Raw genomic sequence first — 14,390 nt, 5'->3', positions numbered from 1 at the left:
ATTTGTTTTTATGCAACTAACAGTACTATTACTCATGCTTTAACTTTTCCTTAACCGCATCATAAAATTTTCGTTCTTCATCAACATTTAAGTAAACACGACTTACTGTTTTAGAAAAGCCGTATAACAACTGCGCTTTCACTGGCTCTTTTAATATTATTTCAAAAGTAGCAGGTTCTTTTATGAACTCCATAACAGTTGCATCCAATACCTGTTCCCCTTCTTTTGCCGTTAGCAATTCACCCTTGTAGAACACAATACTTTCAATTTGTGTAAATGGCATAACGATTTTCTTTCCTAATCCAATTTGAATGATTACTTGTTCTTTTGTTACGACAAGTGGATTTTTACGCATCGCTTGTATTTCAGCTATAAAATAAATCATCGCGTATACATTTAAAATAAGTAAAATCCATGCTATTACTGGATTCCACTGATGTAGCAAATAATGAAAACCAATGCTTTCAATTACTGTTGCGTGAATAATCATGATATACACACCTATAGCACCACTCTTTTTATGATATGAGTATACAGATGCACCTGTTGGTACTTTTTCACGCCACGATAAAAACGCATAATAGATTAACTTACACTCTGTTAGAATGACATCTACTAACTTACCTCTTTTCATAGTAGCGTCAAACGCTGCATCAATTGCATAAGAAAAGGAATAATTTTCTCTTCTATATTCTTTATATTTTTTTATTATTTTAGGAAGCACTCTAACAATTTTATAGAGAAGGAATAATTCTAAACCTACAAATGCAATTTCAGCCGCAACAATAATATAAGAGATGAATGAAAAAGCTTGTAAATAGTCACTTGGAATAATAAATCTTGCAAAAATATAACCAGCTATTACAACAGGAACTATATATGTTAACGAGTATCTTTTTCGAATAATGAAGAAATACGTGATGATTGGAATGACAAACATGCAATCTAATAATGACCCAAGCACAACTTCTTTCGGCGCAACTGGTACAATTGGAAGGGCATACAATAAATAGTTTGATAGCATAATTAAAGAGACGAGTCCAATCCAAGTACCTTTTCGCCTTCGTGATAGTGTAACCTTCATACGTTCACTCCTTTATTTAAAAACCTCATTTAAATGGTCTTTATAAAATGAAATGGCACGTTCAAATTCTTTTACTTCCTCTACTTTCACGACAGTTTCAAGTAATAATTTCATCGCTGATTCGTGATCGTTTACGTTATATTTTGCTAATGATAAAAATACTTTCATTGGAGCGTTCTCTGGAAATTTTTTCACCCCAGCTTCTAATACTGTAATTGCCTTTTCATATTCCCCTATACAACGATATGTACTTCCTAAACCAATATAAGCACCGCAAAGCGATTCGCCATCAAGTCCATTTGCGATTGCCTGCTCATAATACGGAACTGCTTCTGTTTCTAGCCCCATTACATCATGTATCCACGCACACTGATACAGTACTTCTGCATCCTTTGTAAAGTTTGTTAATCCTATAAGCATCTCTTTAGACTGCGCATATTTCTTTTCATTTCTAAGTTTAATAGCTTGCTTTAATAAATGTTCCATAGAATCCACTCCTCACCAATTATTCTGTGTATAGCTCTTGATTGGTATACGCTTCACATTCGTGTAAAAGTAAAATTCCCACCAATTAAAGTTTCGCTTACTTATACTATGCGGATTCATTCTCATCTAAAAACTTAATTTTAAAAAGCAGTGACACGATTACATAATACCTCTAAGCTTTTGACAATTTCTTTCGCTGTTTCATCTTTCCCATTACACAACTTCCCTTTACCATCCTGTCCAATTACATAATGCACAGCCCCGCGCGAATATAAAGAATGTGGTGAATTCGCAATCATTACATTCGCCCTTGCTTCTTTCATTCTATTTTTTGCTCTTTCAAACAGTTCTTCTTCATTTAAATCACTTTCAAGTTTAAAACCAACAAGTACTGTTTCTGGGTCCCATTCTTTTATTTGTTTTAATACCTTTGGAGCCTTTTGAAAGTGAATAATCGGTGCTATATCACTTGAAATTTTTCCGTTCATATTAAGAACATTACCATCTTGATCACAAATTTTCTCTACAATCCAATCTGATCCAGCTGCTGCCATAATGACTGCATCAACCTTTTCATGTGATATGATACTTTTCATTTTATCTTGTAAATCAACGATTCCTTCAAATGGATGTAATTCTAACCCTCTATGTATATCACTCGGTTTCTCCGCAAAATAACCGTGTAAATATATAACATGTGCCCCTTTAGCTAGAAGTTCTTCTGCGATTATCCTTCCGATTGTACCTTTGGCCATATTCGTATGCCCGCGTACTTGATCCCATTTTTCTAGACAACCACCGCTCGTAATTAATACCTTTTTCCCCTTCATTGTAACCATCCCTTACTAATTTTTCTTACGAAACCATTCTGTTCCAAAGTCAACTATATCACGCTGTTTCATTAGACGACACGTTGCATTCCCTATCTTCCCATTTTTTACAGTTCCTTTTCGCTCAAACTCCACACCAATTTCTACAAACTTCTCAGATTCGTAATCCATTTCAACAAACTCTTTCCACACTCTTTCACCGTTTTCTATAATAGGTGCTCCTACTTGTATTAACTCACATGCACCAGAACGCACCTCGGATAAATGAACAGACGTATTGGAATCATATCCAACACCAATTAATAATACGTACCCGTCTAAATCATATATTTTTCTTAATGGAGATTCTTCTCCAAAGCTCATTGATAACGAATGGTTCATTGTTATTTCTACTGCATGTTTTCCCCATGCAGCAAAACTTCCTAACGGATGATTACTACGTACTACATTCGGATATGTACGAAAACATTCAACTATTTCACCCATTCCCCTTGTTGGGGTTATACGTGAATCAAATGCTGGGACGTTATCTCGGATAATTTGCCACCAGTCTTCCGGTACAGGTGGTCTTGACCAATGTTTCGGATCGGACAAATCCGAAGATTGCGTTGGCATTATTATCGTTCCTTCTTCCGTAACAACTTTCATTAATGCTTCTACTACAGCAACGGCACCACCAGATATCCACCCGATAGAACTTAGTGATGAATGAACGATAATTGTCATTCCTTTTTCGACTCCTAATGCTTTTAAATCTTTTGTTATTGTTTCGATTGTATTTGGAAATTGTGTACTTGCTACTATTTCATTCATTTTCATATTGGTTCCCCCACTAGCCACGTAAATTTAAACTTTTATATAAATATATTATCATATTTTTCTTAATTTTTAACTTAATCATATTCATTACTACAAAAATATGTATATTATTATACTGAAGCCTCAAAACTCTATTAAAATCGTAGATAATGATGAGCGAGAGTTTTTTGAAATGAAGAAAAATGTAAATCCTATTTTTTCAAACTATACTCCATATGCATATTTTTATACTATTTTTCCATGTAACAATGAAATCTTTCTATCCCTGGATATTTTTCTCCTAAACTTTTAACTTGAAAACCAATTCTTTTATAAAATTCTACCGCCCCATCGTCTGTCTCCGCTTCTATATAAGTCAATTGATATATCCTTACCACTTCTTTAATCATTTGCAGTGCAATTCCTTTTTGACGATAATCTGGAGCCACTGCTATATGACATATGCGTGCTTTAGTTTCTCCGATTATTTCAATACCTAGACAAGCTTTTTCTTCATATTTGTACAAAGTCCCTTTATTACTTTGATAAAATATTACTGCCTTCTTTAAGCTTATTTCATTTGGACCGACGGCATATTGTAGCACATTTAATATTGAATCTTTCTCAATTTGTTTAACACACTGTAAATTCATACTTTCATCCCTTTCTATGAAAAAAGACTAGCTCTTAATAAAAAGAGCTAATCTCATTACGCCGTTATTTTTTCTTCTTTTTTTACAACGACAGCCACATAACTATGAAGTATCATTCCAATAATAACGAGACTCATACCAATCCAAGATAATGATGATGGAATTGGTGCAGATAACCAGATCAACTCTCCTACTAGCGCAAATAAAACTTCACCAGACTGCGTCGCTTCCACTGTTGCTAATTTTTGCGGATCATCTTTCACAAGATCTGTTGCAAAGAAAAATAATACTGTCGCGATTAACCCAGAGCTAACTGCTACAATAAAACATTGAAAAACTTGGCTACTTGACGGTAATCCGCCTGTTGATACTTCGTAACCAGATAATAAAAACCAAAATGGTAAACTTGCTAATGTCATACCGAGTACTCGCTGAAATACATCTAATTCCCCTTTACAAACTTGCATCATTTTTCTATTTCCAAGAGGATACGCAAATGCTGCAATAAGTACAGGAACTACACATAAAACGGTTTCACGAATACCTAATGAAGAAGCATGTTCTACTTGCATGAGAACGACACCGAATAAAATAATGGCCGACATTACTAATTCCTTCATCGGAAGTTTTTTATGTAGTGGATCCACCGCAAAAAATGGTGTTAACAAAATCCCTGCAACGATTGTAATTTGCCATGTTGATGCAACGAGCCAACCTGGTCCGAACGCTCCAGCAAAACTAAGCGGTGCATAAAAGAGACCAAATCCAACGATACTCCACACTAACCATTCTTTCGGATTGTTTTTCATATATTGAAAGAGTTGCTTTAAGTTCCCTCTATACATAACAATAAGTAATAGCATTGGAACCATAAAATAATACCGTAATGATGCACTCCAAATCCAGCTTCCACCTTCTAAGTCCATTGCCCTGTTTAAAACAAAAGTAAAGGCAAAGAAAAATGATGCCAGTATCCCTATAACAATTGCTTTCATTGTAAAACCCCTTGTATTTAATTTTTTATCTCTATGACATATATTTTAGTATACGCGATGAAAAATCTACATTCAAACTTACATTTCACTTTAGTGATGATGAAGGAATTGTAGTAGATTTACATGGGAATAAAGTGCATTGGTATGAAATCGAGGCCATTACATGTCAAAATTTTCAAGGGTCAAAATCTACTTTAATCTCGCCCCACTATACTCACCATGAAAATATACGCATCCGCTATAAAAGATGGTTACCAACTATTGCACATTCAATTTACTGGTTTTCTATTGAGAAACCAAAAGATTATCATAAAAATTTAATGATAGCTTGGGAAGAAAAGCGAACGAATAAAAACAAACGCCTCCTTTAATTATTATTTAGGGGCGTTCGTTCATTAAAAAATTAAAGAATATGTAGTTTATATTCTCTGTATAATTTCTTCAATCGACTTATATGGGCTTGATGATACCGATTATGATCTGCTATATGCCATATTCCCCATCTTATTGTCGCGGTTTCCCCTTTTTCATACAAAACTTCCCGCGTTAAATCAGTTTCTGTTAGTTTCATACATTCTTCATAAAACAATTTTTGCACTGCTTCATAATCTTGCATTAACTCTTGCAATGTGTTTTTTCTTAAACTTGGTAATTCTCCTACTTCATTTAACATAGGACCATATTTATTTTCAAATGCTGGCGGAACATCTTCTCCCTTGAAACGATACACCCAATGTAAATCAACAACTGCTAAATGCTGAAGTAACTGCCCAATACTATTTTCATTATTTTCAGACCCTTTATAGGATAGTTCGTTCTCTTCAGTACCTTCGACTAACCTTTGCAATCTATTAAACGTATCAGCAACCATCGCATACAAAATCGCTACTTGAGGGTCCATTTTTCTTTCTAAATGGAGATCTTTCATACAAAACTTCCTCTCTTAAAAGAACAACACCATATGCTCATCATCACTATACACACCATTCATTTTTATAGCCCTTTTTTCAATTCCGTATGTTTTAAATCCCATTGATTCATATAATCGTTTGGCTGGTTCGTTCGTTGACACAACCCCTAAATTCAATTGCTCTAGCTTCATCTCTTTTGCCCTTTCAATTGCTTTACGTATTAAATCACGTGCAAGACCACTTCTTCGATTTTCAGTATCTACATACATTGCAACGATATGTCCTTTATGCTTATATGCGTCTTTTTCTTCTGTTAATAAAGTAACAACCCCAACTAAACGATTTTCATTATTAAAAGCACCAAATGTAAAACTACTGTTGGATGAAAGATTACTAGCAACTCGTTCAAGAGGGTTTTCTTGACGTACTGCTTCTTCATAAGTCGTTATAAATGCTTCTGGATTTACTTGTAGTGCTTGTAAACGCAACTCCCAATATTTTTTTGCATCCGCTTTTGTAAGTAATCGAATCATTTTATTTTCCCCTTTTTAATTTACATAATATTTTTATAGGTTATTATTTTTTGATTCATACTCTTCTTTTAATATACTGTAACGATAGCGATGAATGAACTTTCCCTGTCTCAATCGATCATTTCTCATTAACCCTTCGCATACAAATCCGGCACTTTCATAACTCTTTTTAGCTTTTGTATTATCTTCATCTACACGTAACCAAATTTTCTCCAATTCAAACTGAGAAAAACCTATTTGTAACATGCTGTTTAGAGCTGCCATTCCAAATCCTTTACCCCAATAGTCTTTATTTCCAATCGCAATTCCTAGTTCAGCATTTTTATTTGTTTTATCAAAATTTTTAAGGTCTACCCATCCAATATGTATACCTGTCTCAGTAACGATTGCCCTTTGTTCATAACCATTTTTTCGGCTTATACAAGCTTCAATCCAGTTTCTCGTATCTCCACGAGTGAACGGAGGATATTGATCTGGTACAACTAAATGCTTTGTTACATCTCTATCTAATGACCATTGATAGCGATCTTCTACATCATCTAGTGTCAATTCTCTTAATTGAACATATGGTACATTCATTTTTTTCTCCTCTCTTTATTTACCAATAGAAAATCCTTCGAACACTCTTCCACCATACTGTTCTAACGTCTTTTCTATAAAATGAATTAATTCATTTTTCCCTCCCGTTTTATAAAAATGATCAAAAGCGGCTACAAATTTGTTTGCATATTGCTCATCATATCTTTTTAGCACTCTAATAAACCATTTTGAACTCCCAAGCCACTTACCATTTACTCTTAATACATATTCATGTACTAAATCGGCTAATAAATTAGCGATAAACAATTCTTCTTCTCTTTTTGTTGCACCAATAAAGTCATCTAAAGTATCCGTAATAAAATATCGCTTCTGCTTAATCGTTTCTTCGGTCCATTTAGCCGGTCCTTTATGTAGTAAATCATTCGCTTCTTTTTTTAATTTCTCAACAATTTCCTGTTCCCCTTTTAAGGCAATCCCTTCTGAAACTAATTGTGGTAACGACGGTCTCCCTCGATCACAATCCATTTTGAAAAAGGTTTTATATGTTTCGAAATTATGAACAAACACCTCAACAGGCCATCCATTACTATAGAAAGATTCTCTATAGCAAGAAGTTAAACTTTGATCGACTATTACAATGTCAAGGTCAGATGTTTTCGTCGCTTCTCCTCGTGCAACGCTTCCGCCGAGTAAAGCTACATCACAATTCGGAAATTGTAATGTAATTATGTTTTGTGCTGCTTCAATTGGTTTCATAACCGATCCTCTTTTCTTATTTCACTTTCTTTTTTTCAGCTCTTTCTCTCGCTTTTTTTATATAGCTTTCTGCATCTGGTGTTTTACATGATGTTGCACCATGATCAACCTCTATTTTTCCAATTTCACTTGCAATTTCAATCGCTTGTCGCTCTAAGTCTTCATTACGAATTCCTATTGCGATTAAAGCACTATTCATCGCTTCTTTTTTTCTATTTTTTTCATTATGTATATTTTCTTTAATCTCTTCTAAGTACGGAGAGAAGAAATCATCATGTAACGTTTTATTTTTAATCGCTATATTTGCTAATAAAGACCAGCCAGCTCTTCCAATCCATTCATCATTAGACTTTGTCCACTCTTCCATTCTTTCTATTGCAATTGGCGAAGTACATATAGATGTCATAAGAACATCCATTAAACAGTAATAATCAACATCCTGAATCCAACTATTAAGCTGTTCTGTCGTTATTTTTTTCGGGTCTAAAATATAAGTTGCTAATGTCATTGCGTCCATATTTTTCGTTTCCCACAATTCAACTGCTAAATCGTGATCTTTTTTTATCTTCTTTTTTAACAATTTTAAATTCGCAAAACTAACTCCAAATAACGGCTCTTTCGCTCCGTGGTTTTTATACGTTTTTCGATTTTGTTCTGTTCCATATTCCTCTAGTTGCCGCATTACTTCCTCAAGTAACATATACCCACCTCTTTATCTTTTATGTTGACTGTATATATGTATGTACGATATATTCTACATTACTTTTTGGTTTTCCTATATTTATTTTTAAAATACGGTATGTGAAATTTTTAAACATTGCACAGCTATACCATCAAAAAACTATACATGTTAAACATACAGTTTTTTGATGGTATCAATTTTCCGTAGAATAAGATATAAACTACGAAAGAACTTTTAATGAGATGTGTATTTCCAACATGTTTAGAAAACTCTTTAAAATGGTTTACTATCATACTTTTATACCTCCTTCATAAATTATGTTTATTACATTTATTCTTAGCCAAAATCTTTCTACATTTTAATAACTCTCTCAATAAGATTTTCTTATATAAAAATCCCTACAAACACTGTAGGGATTTATGTGTAAATCATTTTGTTACACTCTATTTCATATGAAAATAGTTTCATTCAGATGCATTCATAAGCACAATTCTCCAACCATCTGGATCCTCTATTGTGGTTCCTTTCTCTATCCAATATGGGTTTTCTGGTTCCACCTCATGATAACCCATATTACGTAATCGATTTACTATCTTTTCAATTTCATCTTTATTAGGCATATAAAAAACTAGTAAATTATCTTTTGTCGGTGCCGGACATGGACTTCCATTAACATGTGTAGTAAACTCCAAATGATACTCTTCATCTGGTAACCCAAACATAACCCCGTCATATCCTTCATGATTGTGAAATTCCCCTATACGTTTTAATCCTAATCCTGTTTCATAAAAACTTATCACTTTTTCAAATCTATCTGTTGGTCTTGCAATTCTAAATTGAACCCAATTCTTCATGCAAATCTCCTCCTTTTTATTTTCCAAAGCTTTATTACTATATTCCCTTTAACATCCCTCATTAGGGTAAGCTTCCTAAGTTGAAAGAACTATTAGTTAATAAACAATAGGACTTTAGTATAAATTGCTATTTTGCATTGTTTCTAATGTTATCCATGACTGCCCAATTGGATTAACATACTGTCTTTCCTCATTACAAATTTTACAGCGAGAAGGTGCTTCTTCATTTTCGGGATACTATACTCCACATGTAGTGCAAATATAATTATTCATATTCCCACTCCTTTTTTCATGTAATTGTTTCTTTACCAATATTTTAATAAAAATCAAAAATATTCGAATCAATAATTGGAACGAAAACGAAGTGATACGAAAGTATGATTTGGTGATTGAAAGTTTAAATAATAAAGTTTAAATTCATCCTATTTTTCAAAACTGCAATTGATATAAAATCTTGCATACTTTTGAGTAAACTTTTTTACACTTGTAAAAAAGTTTTTTTGCATTTCCCTACCTATAATTGCTAATATAGTAGAGTAGAACTTTTATAGAGAGAAGGAAAATTATGCACAATGGAATTCGAATGACAACTTTAGTAAAAAGGGCTATGTTAGTTTGTGCGGGGGTATTATTCACATACGAAGTAGCTTTTGGATCAGTACATACTGCTCTAGCTAGTACAGAGGATGAAGCAAAATCTGTTCAACTTGTAAGTGAGATTCAAACATCTCTTGCTCCGAAAGAAGCTCCAAAACATTATAACGGGCAAGTTAGAAAAGTCGCTTATTTAACATTTGATGACGGTCCTGGAAAATACACAGCTGAGCTTTTAGATATGTTAAAGAAAGAAAATGCAAAAGCAACATTCTTCCTAATTGGTTCAAACGTAAAAGCTTTCCCTGATCTTGTAAAACGCGAAGATGCTGAGGGCCACTACGTTGGGATGCACAGTATGACTCATAACTACAAGAAACTTTACACTGAAGGTCATTACGTAGATGAAATGAAGGAAGACCAAGGCTTAATCGCTGGTGTTTTAGGTAAATCACCAGTATTAACTCGTCCATCTTACGGCTCTATGCCAGGATTAAACGAAGCTCTTCGCAACAAAGTTGTAGAAAATGGCTTAAAAGTTTGGGATTGGACAATTGATTCTTTAGACTGGAAATATAACAAAATGCAAGTTGATGCTGCATCTGCTAAAATTGTAGAAAACGTTCTAGCTCATTCTACAAATCCAACAGAAGTTATCCTTATGCATGATATTCATCCACAATCAGTAAAAGCAGTACCTGGAATTATTAAAGGACTGAAAGAAAAAGGATATGAATTAGAAGCATATAATGAGAACGAACACTTCCCATTAAACTTCTGGCATGATAATCGTATGTAATGAAAAGACTTGATTTCCTTTAGCTGGGAATCAAGTCTTTTTATCATTTTGGGAATTACTCCTCGTATATTCGACTCAAACTCCCCCTTCTCTAATATCAATAAAAATTCAAAATCACATGTTATACTATAATTTAGTTTAAATAAGTAGGTGCCATATGATCGTATATACAGTACAAACTGAAGAAGCATGGAAACAATTTAAGAAACTTGGTTATTTAGAAGGTAATAAAGAATTCATCGATCCGGACGATGTATATTCATATGACTGGATGGTGCGCGTCGCTAAAACAAGATTGCCTCATTACGAAGGTAACTACCCTATTTGGGTCTGGGAAGCAAATAATTACCCAAATCGAAATCATAAGGCTTGGGGTAGAACAAATTCAAAAATGGTAATTTTAACACTAGATGTACCGAAAGAATGGGTACTATGGAGCTATTTTGACTATTGGTGCTGTGCTATGACTGATGGATCAACATATTTACATACAAAAAATAAGTGTACTTTAGATGAATGGTATACATATATGGATAAGGAATACGGGATAATATTTGATTTCGACTATTTATTATCTCATCCTGATTGGTGTCTAGGTAAAGAGGATTCGTTAGAAAAACAAGGTGTTATCGGCAAAATACCCCTTTCCTTCGTGAAAAAAGTAAGACGTTTTCGTGCTAAGACAGATAAGTCTATTAGTAAAATCCGAAGTGATAACTGGGATAATAGAAAAGAAAACCGCATTAAAAAGATGAATCGAAAATTAAGAAAGCGAAACGATAAACAAAAAAGAATACAAAAGCGACTTATACGAAATTAAAACATATATCAAAATACAGTAAGAAATTATGGATTGAATATACAAATTCAATCCTATTTTTTATATTATCAACACTTTAGCACATATTACTCTTAAGGAGTGATATGTATATGGATTTTCTTTCATCTGAATATTTGTCTGCCTTGCTTGCCATTATTGTAATCGATTTAGTGTTAGCCGGAGATAACGCCATTGTAATTGGATTAGCAGCAAGAAGATTACCGAAAGACCAACAAAAGAAAGTTATCATTTGGGGAACCATTGGAGCAATCGCTATTAGAGCTCTCGCTACCTTAGTTGTCGTTTGGTTATTAAAAATACCTGGATTACTCCTAATTGGTGGTGTACTTCTTATTTGGATCGCTTACAAGCTGATCGCTGAGGGCAAAAATCATGATATTAAAGCCGAAGAAGGATTTTGGTCTGCTATTAAAACCATTATTATTGCTGATGCGTTAATGGGCATTGATAATGTACTAGCTGTTGCAGGAGCTGCCCATGGTAACTTTTCTTTAGTAATCATCGGATTATTAGTGTCTATTCCAGTAGTCGTATGGGGCAGTACATTGATTTTAAAATGGGTGGATCGTTTTCCTGTCATTATTACGATCGGAGCAGCCGTTTTAGCTTATACTGCCGCGAAAATGATTGTAGATGAGAAATGGTTCGCTGGATTTTTCGAAAGTAACCCTTTCGTTAAATGGGCATTTATCATTATTATCATCGTCGGTGTAGTTTTCTTCGGAAAGGCAAAACAAAAAGCAACAGCTGGTTCTGTCTCATAATGATGGTATATTTACAAATAAAAGGCGCTATTCATATGAATAGCGCCTTTTATTATTTATTTAGCTTCCCCTTCCGGAGTCGTTTTTACCTTCGTTTTGTTTTTATCGCGGTTGTTATAGTTATACTTCGAACGATCTACTGGAGTGAATCCTTCCGGTGTGTAGAATCGTAATAAGTCACCATTTACGACTTGGTCAGAGTATTTTAGTGAGTTTTGAACCATTTGTTCATTTTTCTTTATTTCATCTGTAAATTCTACAGGTTTTCCAGTAGTTGTATCATAGTATTTGCCGTTTAGTGCAGTAACTGTTGGGCTTACGTAGTTACCGTTACGGAACGCAACGACTTGTTTATGATCTGGTGATAATAAATCAGAACCGAATTGAACATAGTTTTTTGTATCTGTACCTAGTAAGTGTAATAGCGTTGGGAGAACGTCAATTTCACCACCGTATTGATGTTGTACGCCACCTTTCACTCCTGGTACACGAACGATTAATGGTACACGTTGTAACTGTGCATTTTCAAATGAGTTCATTTCTTTACCCATTACTTTTGACATTGCTGCGTTATGATTATCTGAAATACCGTAATGGTCTCCGTACATAACAATAATTGAGTTATCATATAAACCAGATTGTTTCAAGTAATCGATGAAGCCTTTTACAGATTCATCTAAATAGCGTGCTGTTTGGAAGTACGTATCTACTGATGAATCACCTGTTGTTGCTGGTTCAATCGTTGCTTCTGCCTTATCGATTGGATAAGGGAAATGGTTCGATAACGTAATAAACTTCGTATAGAACGGTTGTTTCAACGTTTGTAATAACGGAATAGATTCATTAAAGAACGGTTTATCTTTTAATCCGTAGTTTACTACATCTTTTTCATTCATATCGTAGTATGACGCATCAAAGAATTTATTAAAACCAAATGATTTATAAATATCGTCACGGTTCCAGAATGTTTTGTAGTTACCGTGGAATACTGCTGATGTGTATCCTTGTTGTCCTAAAATAGCTGGTGCTGATTGATACGTATTATGAGATTTCGTTGTAAAGACAGAACCTTGCGGTAAACCAAACATTGAATTCTCTAACATAAACTCCGCATCAGATGTTTTCCCTTGTCCTGTTTGATGGAAGAAGTTATCAAAATAAAGTGTATTCGCATCTTTTGTAAATGAGTTTAAGAACGGTGTAACTTCTTGACCATTTAATTTGTAATCAATTAAGAAGTTTTGGAATGACTCTAAATGAATGTAAATTACGTTCATTCCCTTTCCTTTACCGAAATACTCAGGGTTTGGACTTGCATAAGTTGATGTTAAATAATTTCGTACTTCTGTCATATTATCGCCATCAGCTAATGCTCGTTCTGTCGATGCTTTCGCACTTTGAATTCCATCATAAATTGTGTAGTTGTATGCACCTAAATATTTCACAATATAATTACGGTCAAACGTTCTTGTTAATAATTCAGGACGGTCAGACTCTGCAAGACCTAAGTTAACACTGAATAATAAAATACCTGCTACAAATACTAGAGATAATTTATGCTTCGCAACACGAATTGGTTTTGGATTTGCAAATTTTGTTGCGACTAACACAATTAATATAATCGTGTCTAAGAAGTATAATGGATCATAAAGATGTAGCAACGCAAGAATACTACCACCTAAATCTCCAAAGTTATTCGTTTGTGTTAATGTCGGGAACGTAATAAAGTCACTGAAAAAGCGATAGTATACTACGTTTGCGTATAAAAGAATCGACAATAACAAATTAATGATAATTAACCAAATATAAGATCGTTTCCCTTTTGCAAATAATGCAAGTCCTAAAAATAGAACTGCTGAACTAAGCGGGTTAAAAAACAGCAAGAATTTTTGAATTGTGTTTGAAATTCCTAAATTGAATTCCGTTACATAAGCTGCATATGTTTTGAGCCACAATAAAATAACGGCAAACAGAAAGAATCCAAAATGATTGCTTAACACACTTTTGCTCTTTAATAAGAACTGTTTCATTTCTCCACCTCTTTTGATCATCCAAGGCTTATTTTTTTATAAGTCTGTCTCTCTATTCAAATTTTCTTCTTCAAATAGATTATCTTTATTTAACTATATGAAGAATATTAGTAATTATAATTTGAAGCTAGTATTTATTCAACTATTTCTTTCTAGACATTTTGACCTTGGTTTCTATTTAACAAAATAAATTTGTAACATTTCCTGTTTTCTCCCAAGATTCATCCACTAATTATGACA

At 33.8% G+C, this 14,390-nt stretch carries 16 protein-coding genes and 1 pseudogene; 4 read left to right on the top strand and 13 right to left on the bottom strand.

What is annotated here, in order from left to right; translation table 11 throughout:
- Nucleotides 1-28: 28 nt before the first annotated feature.
- The 6 genes from HMAS_RS09820 to HMAS_RS09795 form a co-directional block, all read right to left on the bottom strand.
- Complete coding sequence (locus tag HMAS_RS09820; protein WP_000869236.1) at nt 29-1,084, bottom strand: hypothetical protein; 1,056 nt, start codon at nt 1,082-1,084, stop codon at nt 29-31.
- Between the two features lie 12 nt (nt 1,085-1,096).
- Nucleotides 1,097-1,570 carry a tetratricopeptide repeat protein gene (locus tag HMAS_RS09815; protein WP_000400636.1) on the bottom strand — a complete coding sequence of 158 codons (474 nt, stop codon included), beginning with the start codon at nt 1,568-1,570 and terminating at the stop codon, nt 1,097-1,099.
- A 140-nt stretch (nt 1,571-1,710) separates the two neighbouring features.
- Nucleotides 1,711-2,400, bottom strand: coding sequence for a phosphopantothenoylcysteine decarboxylase (locus tag HMAS_RS09810; RefSeq protein ID WP_000676721.1), 690 nt, complete (start codon nt 2,398-2,400; stop codon nt 1,711-1,713).
- Nucleotides 2,401-2,415: 15 nt separating this feature from the next.
- A complete protein-coding gene (locus HMAS_RS09805; protein WP_000783346.1) occupies nt 2,416-3,219 on the bottom strand; it encodes an aminoglycoside N(3)-acetyltransferase in 804 nt (267 codons plus the stop codon).
- A gap of 230 nt (nt 3,220-3,449) precedes the next feature.
- Nucleotides 3,450-3,851, bottom strand: a complete 402-nt coding sequence (locus HMAS_RS09800) for a GNAT family N-acetyltransferase (RefSeq protein ID WP_001053115.1) — start codon at nt 3,849-3,851, stop codon at nt 3,450-3,452.
- A 56-nt stretch (nt 3,852-3,907) separates the two neighbouring features.
- Complete coding sequence (locus HMAS_RS09795) at nt 3,908-4,846, bottom strand: multidrug resistance efflux transporter family protein (protein WP_000644585.1); 939 nt, start codon at nt 4,844-4,846, stop codon at nt 3,908-3,910.
- 11 nt (nt 4,847-4,857) lie between these two features.
- Between HMAS_RS09795 and HMAS_RS27910 the strand changes: the two genes are divergently transcribed.
- The gene (locus tag HMAS_RS27910) at nt 4,858-5,217 is read left to right on the top strand and encodes a hypothetical protein (protein WP_226800165.1); all 360 of its coding nucleotides are present in this window, start codon (nt 4,858-4,860) and stop codon (nt 5,215-5,217) included.
- 32 nt (nt 5,218-5,249) lie between these two features.
- Here the strand turns inward: HMAS_RS27910 and HMAS_RS09785 are convergent, their stop codons facing one another.
- The 6 genes and pseudogenes from HMAS_RS09785 to HMAS_RS09760 all read right to left on the bottom strand — a co-directional run bounded on the left by HMAS_RS09785 (nt 5,250) and on the right by HMAS_RS09760 (nt 9,122).
- Nucleotides 5,250-5,774 (bottom strand): DinB family protein, encoded by a 525-nt coding sequence (locus HMAS_RS09785; RefSeq protein WP_000653843.1) that lies wholly within the window; start codon nt 5,772-5,774, stop codon nt 5,250-5,252.
- Between the two features lie 15 nt (nt 5,775-5,789).
- Nucleotides 5,790-6,290 (bottom strand): GNAT family N-acetyltransferase, encoded by a 501-nt coding sequence (locus tag HMAS_RS09780; protein ID WP_000620314.1) that lies wholly within the window; start codon nt 6,288-6,290, stop codon nt 5,790-5,792.
- Between the two features lie 33 nt (nt 6,291-6,323).
- On the bottom strand, nt 6,324-6,869 hold the full coding sequence (locus HMAS_RS09775; RefSeq protein WP_001102498.1) for a GNAT family N-acetyltransferase: 546 nt from the start codon (nt 6,867-6,869) through the stop codon (nt 6,324-6,326).
- A pseudogene (locus tag HMAS_RS09770) lies at nt 6,826-7,586 on the bottom strand (nucleotidyltransferase domain-containing protein). Before HMAS_RS09770 ends, HMAS_RS09775 begins: the two are co-directional and overlap by 44 nt.
- A 16-nt stretch (nt 7,587-7,602) precedes the next feature.
- Entirely contained in the window at nt 7,603-8,286 is a 684-nt protein-coding gene (locus tag HMAS_RS09765; RefSeq protein ID WP_000923471.1) for a DNA alkylation repair protein, read from the bottom strand.
- Nucleotides 8,287-8,732: 446 nt separating this feature from the next.
- Nucleotides 8,733-9,122, bottom strand: a complete 390-nt coding sequence (locus HMAS_RS09760) for a VOC family protein (protein WP_000800679.1) — start codon at nt 9,120-9,122, stop codon at nt 8,733-8,735.
- 565 nt (nt 9,123-9,687) lie between these two features.
- Between HMAS_RS09760 and HMAS_RS09750 the strand changes: the two genes are divergently transcribed.
- The 3 genes from HMAS_RS09750 to HMAS_RS09740 all read left to right on the top strand — a co-directional run bounded on the left by HMAS_RS09750 (nt 9,688) and on the right by HMAS_RS09740 (nt 12,120).
- A complete protein-coding gene (locus HMAS_RS09750) occupies nt 9,688-10,515 on the top strand; it encodes a peptidoglycan-N-acetylglucosamine deacetylase (protein ID WP_000551451.1) in 828 nt (275 codons plus the stop codon).
- 157 nt (nt 10,516-10,672) lie between these two features.
- Entirely contained in the window at nt 10,673-11,335 is a 663-nt protein-coding gene (locus HMAS_RS09745) for a DUF3841 domain-containing protein (RefSeq protein ID WP_000637704.1), read from the top strand.
- Nucleotides 11,336-11,445: 110 nt separating this feature from the next.
- Nucleotides 11,446-12,120 (top strand): TerC family protein, encoded by a 675-nt coding sequence (locus HMAS_RS09740; protein ID WP_000346955.1) that lies wholly within the window; start codon nt 11,446-11,448, stop codon nt 12,118-12,120.
- A gap of 56 nt (nt 12,121-12,176) precedes the next feature.
- Here the strand turns inward: HMAS_RS09740 and HMAS_RS09735 are convergent, their stop codons facing one another.
- Nucleotides 12,177-14,150 (bottom strand): LTA synthase family protein, encoded by a 1,974-nt coding sequence (locus HMAS_RS09735; protein ID WP_000808770.1) that lies wholly within the window; start codon nt 14,148-14,150, stop codon nt 12,177-12,179.
- Nucleotides 14,151-14,390 lie beyond the last annotated feature (240 nt).

It is taken from the genome of Bacillus sp. HMA207 (genome assembly GCF_003402455.1).
Lineage (GTDB): Bacteria > Bacillota > Bacilli > Bacillales > Bacillaceae_G > Bacillus_A > Bacillus_A cereus.
Note: the sequence above shows the minus strand (reverse complement) of the source record. Positions and strands in the feature narration are given on the sequence as shown.